The organism is Enterovibrio qingdaonensis (genome assembly GCF_028683135.1).
Classification (GTDB): Bacteria; Pseudomonadota; Gammaproteobacteria; order Enterobacterales; family Vibrionaceae; genus Enterovibrio; species Enterovibrio qingdaonensis.
The window spans coordinates 1-16039 of sequence record NZ_JAJUBB010000027.1; the positions used below are offsets into that span (position 1 = coordinate 1).

Consider the following 16039-nt stretch of genomic DNA (forward strand, 5'->3'; position numbering starts at 1 on the left):
CTTTCCGTTGAAGCGGGCGGCCATTTTACTGATTCATTCAAACGCGTCAAGCGTTTATTTTCATTCAATTTTGAAGCCTTTTCGCTGTACCGATTCAGTGGGCGTTTCCTTGTTGGAAGCCGCTCTCCGTGTCGGTGAAGCGGCATTATAGGGAGCTAAGAAAAGTTGGCAAGGGCTTTTTTGCAGTTTTCTTATAAAAACGGTGTGTTCGATTACTTTTCAAACAAAGTGGGTATAAAAAGCATAACATCGTTGAATAATTGCACTCTCCGACTCATCCATATAGTCTGTTTTTCATGTTCTCCTAATGGATTTAGCTATGTCTTCTGTACTTCGTAGTTATAAAGGCATCTACCCTGAGGTAGGTGAGCGCGTTTATATCGACCCTACTTCTGTATTAGTAGGTGATATCACGCTGGGTAATGATGTGAGTATCTGGCCATTGGTCGCAGCACGAGGTGACGTTAACCATATCCGCATTGGCGACCGATCCAATGTTCAGGATGGCTCAGTCCTGCATGTAACGCATAAGAATAAAGAGAACCCTGAAGGCTACCCGCTAATTATTGGTGAAGATGTAACTGTAGGCCACAAGGTCATGCTGCACGGCTGCACAATAGGTAACAAAGTACTGGTAGGTATGGGGGCAATCATTCTAGATGGTGTCATCATTGAGGATGAAGTCATGGTAGGTGCTGGCAGCTTGGTGCCACCAGGAAAGCGTTTAGAATCGGGTTATCTATATGTCGGAAGCCCAGTCAAACAAGCGCGCCCTTTAAAAGAAGAAGAACGCGCCTTTTTGCAAAAGTCATCTGACAACTACGTCGTAACAAAGAACGACTATATAGCAGAAGCTAGCTAACCCAGATTTCGCCAGCCTCATTGAAGTCTTCATCTTCAATGGCTTCTTCGGCAAGCTCTTCATAGTCAAAGCGATACTCATTAAAGGCATTGAGTATCGCCTCTTTCGAGTCCAGCCCACTGCCCGCCCGTTTTTCCAAATCACTCACCAGTACAAAGCATGATATCAACGCCCCTGCTTGCTGCGCTTGAAAACTCACGGCCTGACGTGTGTCATCCACACTCTGAAGATCCGGAAATAGAATATTTTGGTTCATGCTACTCAGCCAAATTTCGGCGTAACTCTCTGAGTACCTGACCTGTCCCCGGTCGGATACCACGCCAAATGGTAAAACTCTCTGCGGCTTGCCCCACTAACATGCCCAATCCATCGATCACGCGGGCGGCCCCATTATCTAGTGCCCATTGGTTACTGCTGGTCACACCCGAGCCATACACCATGTCATAGACCACTGTGTTTACATGCATCACGCTGGCTGGGATTTGTGGACGCTCACCCGACAAACTCGCCGAGGTCGAGTTAATGATGACATCAAAGGTCTGCCCCTCCAACGCATCACAGCTCTTAGCATCGACTTTACCGTGTTCAGCAAACAGTGCCGCCAAGGTTTCCGCTTTGCTGACAGTGCGATTGGCAATAACTAAAGAAGCCGGTTCGTGCTTCAGCAATGGCAACACCACGCCTCGCGCAGCACCACCAGCACCAAGAAGCAAGATGTTAGCCCCTTCAATTTGTACGTGATGGCTAATAAGATCTTGAACCAGCCCTTCACCATCGGTGTTATCGCCAAGTATGCCGCCATCATCAAGCTTTTTCAGCGTATTCACCGCACCCGCAAGCTTGGCCCTTTCGGTCAGCATGGTCGCCATGGAGTAGGCATTCTCTTTAAAAGGCACAGTAACATTACACCCTTTACCGCCATCGTTGAAAAAAGCAGTCACAGCGTCATCAAATCCGCCCAAAGGAGCTTCTAGGGTTTGGTATGTCATGTCCTGCGCTGTCTGACGCGCAAAGAGCGTATGTATAAAAGGAGATTTGCTGTGCGATATCGGATTGCCGACAACAACGTACTTATCCATTGCTTACTTACCAGTCCCTTGGTTTAAGAAAGTCATTATAAAGTTTGGCTTCCGGTGAGCCATCTTCTGGTACAAAGCCATACTCCCAGCGAACCAGCGGTGGCATCGACATCAGAATCGACTCAGTACGTCCGCCACTTTGCAGGCCAAATAGCGTTCCGCGATCGTAGACGAGATTGAATTCCACGTAGCGGCCACGGCGGTAAAGTTGGAATTGACGTTCGTGGTCACTAAATTCGGCGTCTTTGCGCTTTTGCACGATAGGCAAGTATGCATCCAGATAGCCTTCACCGACCGCTTTGATGTAATCGAAGCTGGCATCAAAGCCCCACACATTTAAATCATCAAAGAACAATCCACCCACACCACGGGTTTCATTGCGATGCGGCAAGAAGAAATAACGATCGCACCACGCTTTGTGCTCGGCATACACCTCATCGCCAAACGGCGCACAAATCGCTTTGGCGGTGTCATGCCAGTGCTGACAATCTTCCTCTTCCGGATAGAAGGGCGTGAGATCAAACCCGCCTCCAAACCACCATACCGGTGCTTCGCCTTCTTTTTCGGCAATGAAGAAACGCACATTGGCGTGTGAGGTCGGCACATGCGGATTATTGGGATGCACTACCAAGGAAACGCCCATAGCTTCAAAGCTGCGTCCGGCCAGTTCAGGTCTGTGCGCTGTCGCAGAGCCTGGCATCTTATCGCCATAGACATGCGAAAAGTTTACCCCCGCTTGCTCAAACACCTGACCGCCACGCAACACCCGGCTTCTTCCGCCGCCGCCAGCTTCTCGCTCCCAAGCATCCTCTTGAAAAGAGGCTGCGCCATCTTCACGCTCAAGTGCAGTACAAATGGCGTCTTGTAGCGAAAGCAAAAAGCGTTTGACTGCTTCTTTATCTACCTGTTGAGGAAGCTGTTGGTTTTGCACGCGATTTCCTTGTATTTGTTAGCCTTGACGTAGCACCTTACCAGAACGCGCATCGCGGATCTCGGTAGGATTTTCACGTCCGCCCGTTTTACCCAGCAATACGCACGGAACACGTTCACCAAGCTGTGCTTCGACTTCTTCGACAGTGCGGCACGGCTCTTCGCCACTTAAGTTGGCACTGGTTGACGTGATCGGTTTGCCGTATGCCAGACACAGAGCCTGCACATCAGGATGGTCGGAAACACGCACGGCGACGGTATCAAAGTCCCCAGTCACCCAATCGGTGATTTTTTTACCTGCTGGCATCACCCAGGTCACCGGTCCCGGCCAAGTCGCCAATACGTCTGCTTTCACCTCATCGCTCAAACTGTCGACGTCGATATAACCGTCTAGCTGAGAAAGCGTTGCTGCAATCAGGATCAGTCCTTTTGCTTTATCACGCTCTTTCACATCCAGCAATGCCTGCACGGCAATGGGGCTATCCGGATCACATCCCACACCAAACACACCTTCTGTAGGGTAGGCGATCACATCTCCTCGGTTCAGGGCTTCAACGCACTGTTCAACACTTGCCAATGGGGTTCTCCAACTCTTTTTCTCTAATTCATGCCTACTATGACTAACTTTGCCTGACGTTCTCAACACTTTTGTCACAAATCGAAACAGACTTAGCGATATATCTGTATTTGTGCGATTTATAATTCACACCAAACTCACCGACGCAAACGTTTTCCTCAGCGTTTTTTGCCGATATAATGACACGAATTTCACCTAACCCTCTCTTTTCTCAATCAGGGGAAACTGGCTTGAGAACAAGATACAGGGGTTGCAGTACACGGCAGTTACAGGAGCAACTATGAAAGTCGGCATCATCATGGGATCAAAGTCAGATTGGCCAACCATGAAAAACGCAGCAGATATGCTGGATCACTTCGGTATTGCTTACGAAACCCGTGTGGTTTCAGCACATCGCACGCCTCAGCTCCTAGCAGAATACGCCAACAGCGCAGCATCACGTGGCCTAAAAGTCCTGATTGCGGGTGCAGGTGGTGCTGCCCACTTGCCAGGTATGACTGCGGCATTTACCAGTCTGCCTGTACTGGGTGTGCCGGTTCAATCCAAAGCCTTGAAAGGCATGGACTCACTGCTCTCTATTGTGCAAATGCCAAAAGGCGTGGCCGTTGGCACACTCGCAATTGGTGATGCAGGTGCGGCAAACGCTGGTCTGCTGGCGGCACAAATTCTAGCCACCAGTGACGACGCCCTGCTGTCGAAAATCGATACCTTCCGTCAAACGCAGACGGAAACGGTTCTGGCTCACCCTGACCCTTCGGTGGAATAACCATGAAAGTGCTGGTACTCGGTGCCGGACAACTGGCACGCATGATGGCACTGGCCGGTGCCCCATTAAATTTGACCGTCAGTGCGTATGATGTCCGAAGTGGCAACCTTGTCCACCCAGTGACGCTGGAAGTGCTCGGCAGCGGGTTGGAAAACGGTATCGCCGATGCAGATGTCATAACCGCCGAATTTGAACATATCGCGCCGGATGTCCTTTCCGTATGTCAGGCAAGCGGTAAGTTCTACCCAGGCGAGGAAGCGATTCTCACCGGCGGTGATCGCCGTAAAGAGAAAGCCCTACTCGACAAAGCGGGCGTCAACAATGCCCGTTATCAGGTGATCGAAAGCAAGGCAGACTATGATGCGGCAGTCGCAACCATCGGTCTTCCACTTATTCTGAAAAGTGCCCTCGACGGCTATGACGGCAAAGGTCAGTGGCGTTTAAAGCCAGACTCTGATCTGGAAGCTATTTGGCAAGACATCAACCAATTCCTCCAAACCTCGCCTCAAGGCAGTCGCCAGTGCGTGATCGCAGAAGAGTTTGTTCCGTTTGATCGTGAAGTGTCGTTGATTGGCGCACGAAACGCCCAAGGAGACTTGGAGATTTACCCGCTGACCGAAAACATTCACACCAATGGCATTTTGTCTGTGTCTGTGGCAGCAGGCGATGACGATCAGGTGCAATCCCAAGCAGAAGCCATGTTCAAAGCCGTGGCCGATGCGCTTAACTATGTTGGTGTGCTAGCCATTGAGTTTTTCGACGTGGGTGGCAAGCTGATGGTGAACGAAATTGCGCCTCGCGTGCACAACTCAGGTCACTGGACGCAGCAAGGTGCAGAGGTCTGTCAGTTTGAGAACCACCTTCGCGCCGTGTGCGGATTGCCACTTGGCAGTGCCAAACGCGTGCGCCCGACCGCGATGATTAACATTGTGGGCGAAGTAACGGTGCCAATCGCTGTCATGGCACACGCTCATGTGCACTGGTATGACAAAGAACCCCGTCCGGGACGCAAGATTGGCCACATCAACCTGTGTGCAGACTCTGCTGGCGCGCTGGGTGATGCTCTGGATACTGTTTCGATGCTTCTCGCAGACGATGAGTTTCCTGCGTTAAAACCAGCGGCTGACAGCTTACGGTAGCCTTAACAAACACAAAAAAAGCCGCATCATGCGGCTTTTTCTTTATCCCAAGGCCTTAGCCTTGCTTGTGCTGACATTTTTTGTCTGCGCAGACTTTGACGATCCCCGCTGCCAGTTTCTTTTCCAGCAATAACGGATAGCCACAAACCTCGCACACGCCTTTCAGCGGCTTGAGGTTAACCGCGAGCTTACACTTCGGATAACCATCACAGGCGTAGAAGGCTTTGCCGAAGCGAGATTTTTTCTCGTGCAGATGGCCGGTTTTGCACTCTGGACACGCGATGTCCATGGTTTCTTGCTCCGGCTCTTGATCACGCTTTTCAATGTGCTGGCACTCAGGGTACGAAGAGCAGCCAATAAACATGCCAAAGCGGCCTTGCCGAAGTACCAATTCATTGCCACATTCTGGACAAGGAAGCCCAAGCTCTTTGACGATATGGCCATCGTTATGGTGCAACGACTCCACAAAGTCACAAGATGGGTAGGCAGAACACGCTTTAAAGGGCCCGCGTTTACTGTGCTTAATAACAAGAACGCTGCCACATTGTGGGCAGCGTTCTTGTTCGTTCAGCGCATGCTCATGTGCACTGAATAAGGATTCGTCTATTTTTCCAGCCAAAACAGCTTAGCCTCAAAGACTTAGTAATAAAGAGTTAGTGAAGGTACTCATCTTCTGCTGTCGCATAGAGAAGCTCTTCCATCTGATCGTACGCACTTTCATTGCCTGGCACATTAAACAGCACCATCAAGATCACCCACTTCAGATCGTCCAAAGCAAACTCCAGCGTCTCCAGTTCCATGACACGGTCAATCACCATTTCACGGGTTTCCGGGCTGAGGACGTTGATTTGCTCAAGGAAAATCAAAAAGCCGCGACTCTCGGTATCTAAACGATCCATTTCTTTTGGTGTAAAGATACGAACAGAAGTCAGCGCGTTCGCGGTTAGATAAGGCGTTTTGTCAGCATCTTGCAACAAAGCCAGTTTTTCAAGCCAGTTCAGTGCCTTGTATATATCGTCTTGATGAAATCCGGCGCGGGAGAGTTCATCAGCCAACTCGTCCTGATCGACCATCAGCTCAACATCGCTGTGTATATAGGTTTCGAACAGATACATTAGGATGTCCATCATGGCTAGCCCCTCCTCGTTCTGATATAGCCTCCAGGTGCTGCTGTAACAACCCCCTGTAGCTCTAGTTCTAACAACTGCATCATGATTTCGTGAACGGGTTGATCGCAGAGTTCTGCAAGCACATCGACACACCTTGCTTCATTTCCTACGTTAGCCAACAGTTCAGGAAATGGCAATTCTTCTTGCAAAACTTGAGCCTGCATCACGTCTAACTGGTGATTAATTGCACAGCCAGCAAGCGTTCCCACTTGCTCTAAAATGTCCTCAACGGATTCAACCAGAAATGCACCTTGTTTAATCAGACCATTGCTGCCTTTGGCATGTGGGTTATTCACCGTACCTGGCAGCGCAAAGACATCTCGCCCTTGTTCTAATGCGAGCCTAGCCGTAATAAGCGAACCACTTTTCAGGGCAGCCTCAACAACAAGCACTCCTGTAGAAAGACCGCTGATAATACGATTTCGTTTCGGAAAGAAAGCGGGCTTTGGCGGTGACCACGGCCAAAGTTCTGAAACTAATGCTCCGCCATTGTCTTTGATTTCTTCTGCTAGTCTTCGATGGCGAGACGGGTAGACATTATCAAGCCCTGAGCCTAACACAGCGATAGTTCGCCCTTTTCGATCCAGCGCACCTCTGTGTGCTCTGCCATCTATCCCTAGTGCTAGACCACTAGTTACCGTCAGTTCATGGTGAACAAGTTGGTATGCGAACTCGTGCGCTAACGACAACCCATCCGCACTAGCATGACGGCTTCCGACGATGGCAATTTGAGGTGTCGATAAGACATTGGGGTCTCCTTCTACAAACAATAACGGCGGTGCAGAAGTAATGTGTTTAAGCAGGTAAGGGTATCTTTGATCGGCAAGTGTAAGAATATGCTTGTGTGGCGCATCTTCCCACGCCAGACATTTTTCTATCATAGTCTCATCAGGGTATCGAAAAGCATGCAATTGCGCCTGCGTTAGCCCCAGTGCCAACATCTCGTTATCGCTTAAGGTCAAAAGCGATTGAGGTGGGTGCGAACTCAAAATCTTACTGAGGGATTTCGCACCCAATCGTGGCACCGCCGCCAATCTCAGCCAACTTTCAACCACTGTTGCCACTATGAGCCGCCGTTTGCAACCACAGGTAGGCTGGAGGAAAGTGGTTGCTCGGCATCGGCAACCATGGCCAAACTAAAGTGTGGATAGCTTCTGATCACCAGCAACTTACCCAGCGAATGCGACGGTAAGGTTTTAACGACTGCATCAGGCGCATTGTCGACAGGGTTTTCATAGCGCATCGACCCTTTTTTCCCTCGCATCAACGCACTTTGCTGCTGAACCGACAACACGTGACCAGGCTTGAGGCCGTCCTCATTCCCTCTATCCACCACCACTATCTGGCGAAGTCCGACATACTTGCTGCCATAAAGGTGACCAACCATGTGACCTTCCAACCCTTCAGGTGCTGCCGATGGATGGAAGATTTCTCCAGTTTTCGCGCCCAGTGAGGGCAAAAGGATGTCGTTTGGCCTAACTTCCTGAGATTGATGAGTCAGCACCATCTCCGACATACCTTCAAGCACCTGAGTCAGTTGAGCTTCCGCCACCTTTTTCAGGCTAACCATTTGAACGGGAGTTTCTCCGATTTGACGCTCGAAGGTTTCCACCAGTCTATAGATAAACCAGCTGTCGTTTTCCACTGCAGCGTCGATATAAAAAGGAGCGCGCTTGGAGATATAACTCCAGCCCTCTTGATCACCGAGCACTCTTGGAGCGAGCTCCAGTTCCGCAGTTCCAATTAACGTGTCATAGGTCAGATACCGTCTCAGAACAGACGCGGGCGTACTCCCAATGGGAGCTGTCGATCCGTCTGCTTGCGTAGCGTGCGTTAAAATAGGCTGACCATCCACCCATTTAAGTCGCAACGTATCGCCAGGATAAATAAGGTGAGGGTTGGTTATTTCAGGATTTTGTCGCCACAAAGAAGACCATTGCCACGGCGCATCCAAGTAGATGCCAGCAATGTCCCACAGGGTATCGCCTTTTTTGACAGTATAAGTCGCCGGTGCGTCTTCAGATAACACCAGAGATAACGCACTAAAGGCAGGAAAAACCGTTGCAAACAAAATGATAATGATTGGCTTTCTAAACATCCTCTGTCTCCAAAAGCATACTTTCGATCTGGATGCTGTCATTTGAATTGCAAAATGTCTAGAATTAGCCCAATTAGCGAAGCCAGATACGGCGCAGTTCAACATATTTAAGAGACGTATATGAGTGTATTACAGGTTTTGACCTACCCGGACGATCGCCTACGCACGGTGGCGAAACCGGTAGAAAGCGTCACACCAGAGATTCAAAAAATTGTCGATGACATGCTGGAAACCATGTACGACGAAGAAGGTATTGGCCTTGCAGCGACGCAGGTTGATATCCACCAGCGTATCGTGGTTATCGATCTGTCTGAAACCCGTGATGAACCAATGGTGCTGATCAACCCAGAGATTCTGGAAAAACGCGGTGAAGATGGCATCGAAGAAGGCTGCCTATCAGTACCTGGTGCCCGTGCATTGGTTCCTCGCGCATCAGAGGTATCTGTTCGTGCGTTAGACCGTGATGGTAATGAGTACCAATTCGAAGCGGATGACCTTCTGGCAATCTGTGTCCAACATGAGCTAGACCACTTGGAAGGCAAACTGTTTGTTGATTACCTGTCGCCACTGAAGCAACAACGCATCAAGCAGAAACTAGAAAAAATCAAACGCGCCAACGAAAAAGCTAGCTGAGGTGTCCTTGAGCGACTCACTTAAAATCGTATTTGCCGGAACACCGGATTTCGCCGCCCTTCATTTGGCGGCGTTGTTGTCTTCGAACCATGAGGTTGTGGCTGTTTATACACAGCCTGATCGTCCTGCGGGTCGAGGCAAGAAACTGACAGCAAGCCCAGTGAAACTGCTGGCACAAGAGCACAACATTCCGGTTTATCAGCCAGAAACCTTGCGCGCAGTGGAGGCCCAAGAAGAACTGGCGGCTATCGGTGCTGACCTCATGGTCGTAGTGGCTTACGGCCTGTTGCTACCACAGCCAGTGCTGGATACACCGCGTCTGGGTTGTATCAATGTGCACGGTTCTATCTTGCCGCGCTGGCGTGGTGCTGCGCCTATCCAACGTTCGATTTGGGCAGGTGATGCGCAAACAGGCGTCACCATCATGCAGATGGACATCGGCTTGGATACGGGTGACATGCTGAAAATCGCCACTCTGGATATCGATGCCAAAGAAACCAGCGCAACGCTGTACGAGCGTCTTGCTGAGCTGGGTCCAGATGCTTTGGTAGAGTGCTTGGGCGATATCGCATCTGGCAATGCCGTACCTGTCAAACAGGATGACGAGCAAGCGAACTACGCGAAAAAGCTAAGCAAAGAAGAAGCCTTGGTAGATTGGAATCTGAGTGCAGTGGCCATTGAGCGTTGCATTCGTGCCTTTAACCCATGGCCAATGAGCTATTTTACCGTGACCGCCAATGACGCTGAACACAACATCAAAGTGTGGGATGCCGAAGTAGACACGGAAACCAGCGATAAAGCACCGGGCACTATCTTATCTGCGGACAAAACAGGAATTCGTGTGGCAACGGGGGATGGTGTATTGCGCCTGGTATCCATTCAGCCACCGGGGAAAAAAGCGATGAGCGCTGCAGATATTCTGAACTCGCGCCGCGAATGGTTTGAACCTGGCAACACCCTGTAATGAGAAGGCCAGCTTGCTGGCCTTTTTTAGTGGCTCGCCACGCGAGCTAACACTGAGGTAACTTCATGAACGTAAGAGCTGTCGCTGCACAGGTCATTTATCAAGTGGTCGACCAAGGACAATCCTTGTCTTCGGCACTGCCACCCGCTCAGCAAAAAGTCGCGCCTCGAGACGGCGCATTGCTGCAAGAGATCTGCTACGGCGTGTTGCGCTGGCTACCAAGACTGGAGGCGATCACCCAATCGCTGATGGACAAACCGCTAAAAGGAAAACAGCGCGTGTTCCACCATTTAATTTTGGTGGGATTGTATCAGCTTGGATTCATGCGAATTCCAGCCCACGCCGCCGTTGCCGAAACCGTTGATGCAACAAAGGTCCTTAAAAAGCCTCAGCTACGTGGTTTGATTAATGCGGTACTGCGTAATTATCAACGCAATCAAGAAGCGTTAGATATTGCCGCCGTCTCTCATGATGCGGGGAAATACGGCCATCCAGGTTGGCTGCTAAAATTGCTCCAAAATGCCTACCCTGACCAATGGGAAAGTGTGGTAGACGCCAACCATGAAAAGGCCCCAATGTGGCTTCGTGTAAACCGCTCACATCACACCCGTGACAGCTATCGAGCGTTACTGGATGATGCAGGCATTGCAACCGAACTACACCCTGAAGCTGCCGATGCACTGAAACTCGCTGCACCTTGCGATGTCACCGCACTGCCAGGCTTTTCTGACGGTTGGGTCTCAGTACAAGACGCTGCTGCGCAGCTTTCTGTCGATTACCTCCAGCCACAAGCGAATGAGCTGATTCTCGATTGTTGTGCAGCCCCTGGTGGCAAAACATGCCATATCCTTGAACATCAACCTACTGCGAAAGTCGTCGCAATGGATGTGGATGCTACCCGTCTGAAACGTGTAGAAGAAAACCTCTCGCGTTTGAACCTAAACGCACAGGTGATCTGTGGTGATGCGCGCCATCCGCAAGATTGGTGGAAGGGCGAGCAATTTGATCGTATTCTGCTCGACGCGCCATGTTCCGCAACGGGTGTTATTCGACGTCACCCTGACATTAAATGGCTACGTCGTGCGGACGACATAGCGCAACTCGCTTCATTGCAGTCAGAAATCATGGATGCCATGTGGGCGCAGCTTAAGTCAGGTGGTACGCTGGTTTATGCAACCTGTTCAATCACACCGCAAGAAAACGGTGAACAAGTGAAAGCCTTCTTGGCGCGTACCAATGACGCATCGCTCGAAACGGGCACGTTGGACGCTCCTGGTCGTCAAATTCTGCCAGGGCAAGACAACATGGATGGGTTCTATTACGCGGTACTGAAAAAAGCGTGATAGAGACAATGCAGGTGGGTTAACCCACCTGCTATAAAAATAAGAAACGAACCGAGGTTCACGCAGACGTTATGAAAATTATCATCTTGGGGGCTGGACAGGTCGGCGGTACATTGGCCGAAAATCTGGTTGGCGAAAACAATGACATTACCATTGTCGATAAAAACCCCGAGCGCCTCAGAGAGCTGCAAGACAAATACGACTTACGGGTCGTTCAAGGCTACGCAAGCCACCCATCAACCCTGTTAGAAGCCGGCGCACAAGATGCCGACATGCTGGTCGCCGTCACCAACTCTGACGAAACCAACATGATTGCCTGTCAGGTTGCCTTCACGCTTTATAACACCCCCAACCGCGTTGCGCGGATCCGAAGCCCTGAATATCTCGCAGCAAAAGAACAGCTTTTCCAAACCGATGCTTGTCCTGTTGATCACCTGATCGCACCGGAAGAGTTAGTAACGCGTTATATCCATCGCCTCATTGAATACCCAGGCGCACTGCAAGTCGTCAACTTTGCTGACAACAAAGTTGGCTTGGTGGCAGTTAAGGCGTATTACGGCGGTCCATTGGTCGGCAATGCGTTGTCGGCATTGCGTGAACACATGCCCCATGTCGATACCCGCGTAGCCGCCATTTTCCGTCGCGACCGTCCAATTCGTCCTCAAGGCACCACTATCATCGAAGCCGATGACGAAGTCTTCTTCGTGGCCGCGAGCAATCACATTCGCTCTGTCATGAGTGAGCTGCAGCGTCTTGAGAAGCCTTATAAGCGCATCATGATTGTCGGTGGCGGTAACATCGGTGCGGGCCTTGCAAGAAGCCTTGAACGCTCATACAGCGTAAAGCTGATTGAGCGAAACCCGCAGCGTGCTGAGCAGCTTTCTGAAATTTTGGAAAACACCATCGTCTTCTGTGGCGACGCGGCAGACCAAGAGCTTCTTAGCGAGGAGCATATCGATCAGATTGATGTGTTTATCGCAGTAACCAACGAAGACGAAGCCAATATTATGTCGGCCATGCTCGCAAAACGCTTGGGTGCCAAGAAAGTTATGGTACTTATCCAGCGTGGGGCCTACGTTGACTTGGTGCAAGGCGGTGCGATTGATGTGGCTATTTCACCACAGCAAGCCACTATTTCTGCCCTTTTAACTCACGTACGTAAAGCTGACATCGTCAACGTTTCCTCATTGCGCCGTGGCGCAGCAGAAGCGATTGAAGCCATCGCCCATGGTGATGCCAACACATCTAAAGTGGTTGGTCGCGCAATTGGCGATATCAAACTGCCACCGGGCACCACCATTGGTGCGATTGTGCGCGAAGAAGAAGTTCTGATTGCCCACGATAAAACGGTGATCCAGCAGGACGATCACGTGGTGATGTTCCTGGTTGATAAAAAGTATGTTCCAGATGTGGAAAGGCTGTTCCAGCCAAGCCCGTTCTTCCTCTAATGGCTTGAAGTATGGTTAATTTAAAACCGGTGCTTTTCGTAATAGGGCTGGTCTTATCCAAGATCGCCCTTTTTATGTATATCCCGACCCTGACAGCATTTTTTACCGGTACCTCGGGGTTTCTTGATTTCGGCATGTCCGTCATCATCACGCATATCGCAGCATTTGCCTGTTTAAGTGTGGGCAAAACGGATAACTTTCGTCTCAACGCTCGCGATATGTTCGTTATCACTACATTGGTATGGGCCATCGCCAGTGCGTTCGCCGCGCTACCGTTTGTGTTTATCAACCACATCAGCTTTACCGATGCCTACTTCGAAACCATGTCGGGGATCACCACGACAGGTTCAACCGTACTGAGCGGCCTTGATAAAATGGCTCCCGCCATATTGCTATGGCGCTCTATCTTGCAATGGTTAGGAGGTATTGGCTTTATCGTAATGGGTGTAGCTATCCTGCCGTTCTTGAACGTTGGTGGTATGCGCCTATTCCAAACGGAGTCATCCGACTGGTCAGCCAAATCCAGCCCGCGCACCAAAAGCGTCGCTGTGAGCATCATGAAGATCTATCTCATCTTGTCTGCAGCCTGCTTTATTTCGTACTTGCTGGCGGGGATGTCGCCGTTTGATGCGGTTAACCATGCCATGACTACACTCTCTACCGGCGGTTACTCGACTTCAGACAGCTCGATGAATCACTTCAGCCACTCGGCGCAGTGGGTGGGCACAGTGTTTATGTTCGCAGGCGGCTTGCCGTTCTTGCTGCTGATGCAGGCCCTTCGTCGGCGTGAACCTACCATGATTATGGCCGACGCACAGGTACGAGGCTTTACCTATTTGGTACTGGCAACGTCCTTCATGGTGTCAGTCTGGTTGGTGCTTACCCGTGATTACAGTGTGGCGGATGCCGTCCGCGTGGCGACCTTCAACATTGTCTCGGTGGTCACCACCACGGGCTTTGGCTTGGACGACTTCACCGCTTGGGGGCCGTTTGCATCGGTCATCTTTGCCTTTATGTTGATTGTTGGCGGGTGTTCAGGCTCAACAGCAGGCGGCGCGAAAATCTTCCGCTTCCAAATTGCGCTGGCATTACTGAAAAAACAAATCCACCAACTTGTGCACCCTTCAGGTGTGTTCATTCAGCGTTATAACGGCCGCACGGTTAACGAAGACATCGTTCGCTCAGTGGTCGCCTTTGCCATCACCTACATCCTGACTATTTTGGTCGTTGCCATGATTTTGGCAGCAACCGGATTGGATGGTATCACCAGCCTGACGGGCTCGATGACCGCAGTGGCGAACGTGGGACCGGGGATGGGTCATGTGATTGGTCCAACAGGCAACTTCTCGAGCCTACCGGATACCGCCAAGTGGGCACTCAGCATTGGAATGTTGATGGGACGCTTGGAAATCCTGACCGTGTTGGTTTTGGTCTTTCCTGCATTTTGGCGCGACTAGGTCGCGCCATCTTCATACTTAAACTGGTTTGACGTACCAGTAAATTGCTAAGAAATGGAGCACCGTTCCGCCCAGCACAAACACATGCCAAATCGCATGGTTGAACGGGATGGTGCGTTTCACGTAGAAGATCACACCGAGAGAGTATACCAATCCCCCCAGCGTCAGCAGAATAAGCCCTGAAGCCGACATGACCTGCGCCAATTGATACACCACCACCAACGACAGCCAACCCATAGCTAGATACATTGCCAACGACAGCGATTTGAAACGGTAAACAAAGGCAATTTTCAATATCACCCCAACCAAAGCGATCACCCATATCAATGCCATCACGCCAAACGCTAATGGCGTTCGAAGGCTTATCAACATAAACGGGGTGTAGGTGCCAGCAATCAACAGATAAATCGCGCAATGATCGAAGGTCTTCAGCGCACGCTTGGCTTTTTCGAAGGGAATGGCATGGTAGAGCGTAGATGCTAGATAGAGCAGGATAATGCTGGCTCCATACACGCTGTAACTGGCAATGCTTAATGCATCCGCACCATCATGCACGGCTTTCACTAACAACATAACCAAGGCGACAATACCAAAAATCACGCCTAAACCGTGACTGATACTGCTCGCTATCTCTTCTTTTACGGAATACGTGGTGCTCGCTGATACATGACTCGACATCGGGCTACCATCCTTTGCTTTTTGCTTGAGAGTTTAACCCGATCGAGTATGACACATTTAAGCGTACACGTGTAAGCTAAAAAATGGTTACATAATTTTGCCAAGCAACTCTTCAATGGCGAGAGCAATATTCTCTGACGAAGTCGACTTATCAAATTGTAAGGTTCTATCAAGCTTATTCGCTCCAGTCAGGTGACCAGCCAAATGGCTCAGCCCCTCTCCTTTCGCTGAAAATTGCATTGCCAACTCCAACATATCTTGTTCAGGGGTGACGGTCAGACTCACTCGCGACCAATTATCACTATATGGCCCTTGAATCGGCACGAGCATAAAGGCTTGCTCAAAGGGACGACGTCCTCGTTTGGGTTGCTCTGTAGTTTCCTTTTCGATGCGAAAACCCAAACGTTCAAACGTTTTCAGCATTGCATCAACAGGGCGAGACGGCAAAATCGCAACAGGCAACTCTGTCACAGCATCTTTTGCCATCGGAATATCGAGTCTCACCGCTAGCCAAACGTTCTCCGTACCAAATGTCACGGGCGTTTCATCAGGCACAATAAACTCTGTCGTGAGTTCACGTGTTTCATTTTCCAATAGGGTAAATGCATCAGGTAGAGACCAAGTACATAGGGTATGAGACAGCTTTTTCCACTGTCGCTTTTTTCCTTGTTCTCCCCCGGTTCGGATCTCCTCCCACCCCATATAATGACACCGCAAGGAACACTCGATTGCCGTCACTGATTGTGGGACGCCACCGCCTTCAACCTTGATTGAGACTCGGCGTTCCGCCCCCTGCATGACATGCTCATCATCCAAACTAACACTCACGCTAGCATTGCCAACACCGACACGCGCTAACGCCTTTTTAAACCATCCCACCGCTACATCCCCCTTGT

At 50.4% G+C, this 16039-nt stretch carries 18 protein-coding genes; 8 read left to right on the forward strand and 10 right to left on the reverse strand.

What is annotated here, in order from left to right; translation table 11 throughout:
* Positions 1 to 319: 319 nt before the first annotated feature.
* Positions 320 to 862 carry a gamma carbonic anhydrase family protein gene (locus tag LRP49_RS22665; protein ID WP_274145271.1) on the forward strand — a complete coding sequence of 181 codons (543 nt, stop codon included), beginning with the start codon at positions 320 to 322 and terminating at the stop codon, positions 860 to 862.
* Here LRP49_RS22665 and LRP49_RS22670 read toward each other — a convergent pair.
* From LRP49_RS22670 to tsaC, 4 genes are read right to left on the reverse strand one after another with little or no spacing between them, the layout of a single operon-like run.
* Positions 855 to 1118 carry a DUF1488 family protein gene (locus LRP49_RS22670; protein WP_274145273.1) on the reverse strand — a complete coding sequence of 88 codons (264 nt, stop codon included), beginning with the start codon at positions 1116 to 1118 and terminating at the stop codon, positions 855 to 857. The genes LRP49_RS22665 and LRP49_RS22670 overlap by 8 nt on opposite strands.
* A 1-nt stretch (position 1119) precedes the next feature.
* Positions 1120 to 1941: a shikimate dehydrogenase gene (gene aroE / locus LRP49_RS22675; RefSeq protein WP_274145274.1), complete on the reverse strand. Its 822-nt coding sequence runs from the start codon at positions 1939 to 1941 to the stop codon at positions 1120 to 1122.
* Between the two features lie 7 nt (positions 1942 to 1948).
* The gene (gene hemF / locus LRP49_RS22680) at positions 1949 to 2872 is read right to left on the reverse strand and encodes an oxygen-dependent coproporphyrinogen oxidase (RefSeq protein ID WP_274145276.1); all 924 of its coding nucleotides are present in this window, start codon (positions 2870 to 2872) and stop codon (positions 1949 to 1951) included.
* A gap of 18 nt (positions 2873 to 2890) precedes the next feature.
* The gene (tsaC, locus tag LRP49_RS22685) at positions 2891 to 3448 is read right to left on the reverse strand and encodes an L-threonylcarbamoyladenylate synthase type 1 TsaC (protein WP_274145278.1); all 558 of its coding nucleotides are present in this window, start codon (positions 3446 to 3448) and stop codon (positions 2891 to 2893) included.
* Positions 3449 to 3728: 280 nt separating this feature from the next.
* Between tsaC and purE the strand changes: the two genes are divergently transcribed.
* Both purE and LRP49_RS22695 read left to right on the forward strand, forming a co-directional pair.
* On the forward strand, positions 3729 to 4214 hold the full coding sequence (gene purE / locus LRP49_RS22690) for a 5-(carboxyamino)imidazole ribonucleotide mutase (RefSeq protein ID WP_274145279.1): 486 nt from the start codon (positions 3729 to 3731) through the stop codon (positions 4212 to 4214).
* A 2-nt stretch (positions 4215 to 4216) separates the two neighbouring features.
* Positions 4217 to 5353: a 5-(carboxyamino)imidazole ribonucleotide synthase gene (locus tag LRP49_RS22695; RefSeq protein ID WP_274145280.1), complete on the forward strand. Its 1137-nt coding sequence runs from the start codon at positions 4217 to 4219 to the stop codon at positions 5351 to 5353.
* Between the two features lie 55 nt (positions 5354 to 5408).
* Here LRP49_RS22695 and LRP49_RS22700 read toward each other — a convergent pair whose 3' ends face one another.
* From LRP49_RS22700 to LRP49_RS22715, 4 genes are read right to left on the reverse strand one after another with little or no spacing between them, the layout of a single operon-like run.
* Positions 5409 to 5972: a DNA topoisomerase family protein gene (locus tag LRP49_RS22700; protein ID WP_274145282.1), complete on the reverse strand. Its 564-nt coding sequence runs from the start codon at positions 5970 to 5972 to the stop codon at positions 5409 to 5411.
* Positions 5973 to 6006: 34 nt separating this feature from the next.
* Positions 6007 to 6483, reverse strand: a complete 477-nt coding sequence (locus LRP49_RS22705) for a DUF494 family protein (protein WP_274145284.1) — start codon at positions 6481 to 6483, stop codon at positions 6007 to 6009.
* 2 nt (positions 6484 to 6485) lie between these two features.
* Positions 6486 to 7586, reverse strand: a complete 1101-nt coding sequence (gene dprA, locus LRP49_RS22710) for a DNA-processing protein DprA (protein ID WP_274145286.1) — start codon at positions 7584 to 7586, stop codon at positions 6486 to 6488.
* Positions 7586 to 8620 carry a LysM peptidoglycan-binding domain-containing protein gene (locus tag LRP49_RS22715; protein WP_274145288.1) on the reverse strand — a complete coding sequence of 345 codons (1035 nt, stop codon included), beginning with the start codon at positions 8618 to 8620 and terminating at the stop codon, positions 7586 to 7588. Before LRP49_RS22715 ends, dprA begins: the two co-directional genes overlap by 1 nt.
* 120 nt (positions 8621 to 8740) lie before the next feature.
* Here LRP49_RS22715 and def point away from each other — a divergent pair, with 120 nt between their 5' ends.
* From def to LRP49_RS22740, 5 genes are all read left to right on the forward strand, one after another.
* Positions 8741 to 9253: a peptide deformylase gene (gene def / locus LRP49_RS22720; RefSeq protein ID WP_274145290.1), complete on the forward strand. Its 513-nt coding sequence runs from the start codon at positions 8741 to 8743 to the stop codon at positions 9251 to 9253.
* Between the two features lie 7 nt (positions 9254 to 9260).
* Positions 9261 to 10217, forward strand: coding sequence for a methionyl-tRNA formyltransferase (fmt, locus tag LRP49_RS22725; RefSeq protein WP_274145293.1), 957 nt, complete (start codon positions 9261 to 9263; stop codon positions 10215 to 10217).
* A 65-nt stretch (positions 10218 to 10282) separates the two neighbouring features.
* Entirely contained in the window at positions 10283 to 11560 is a 1278-nt protein-coding gene (gene rsmB / locus LRP49_RS22730; RefSeq protein ID WP_274145295.1) for a 16S rRNA (cytosine(967)-C(5))-methyltransferase RsmB, read from the forward strand.
* A 71-nt stretch (positions 11561 to 11631) separates the two neighbouring features.
* Positions 11632 to 13008, forward strand: coding sequence for a Trk system potassium transporter TrkA (trkA, locus tag LRP49_RS22735; RefSeq protein WP_274145296.1), 1377 nt, complete (start codon positions 11632 to 11634; stop codon positions 13006 to 13008).
* Between the two features lie 11 nt (positions 13009 to 13019).
* A complete protein-coding gene (locus LRP49_RS22740; protein ID WP_274145298.1) occupies positions 13020 to 14465 on the forward strand; it encodes a TrkH family potassium uptake protein in 1446 nt (481 codons plus the stop codon).
* Positions 14466 to 14483: 18 nt separating this feature from the next.
* On the opposite strand, the gene trhA is transcribed toward LRP49_RS22740, so the two are convergent.
* Positions 14484 to 15143, reverse strand: coding sequence for a PAQR family membrane homeostasis protein TrhA (gene trhA / locus LRP49_RS22745; protein ID WP_274145299.1), 660 nt, complete (start codon positions 15141 to 15143; stop codon positions 14484 to 14486).
* A gap of 87 nt (positions 15144 to 15230) precedes the next feature.
* Positions 15231 to 16022, reverse strand: a complete 792-nt coding sequence (locus tag LRP49_RS22750; RefSeq protein WP_274145300.1) for a sporulation protein — start codon at positions 16020 to 16022, stop codon at positions 15231 to 15233.
* Positions 16023 to 16039: the final 17 nt, after the last annotated feature.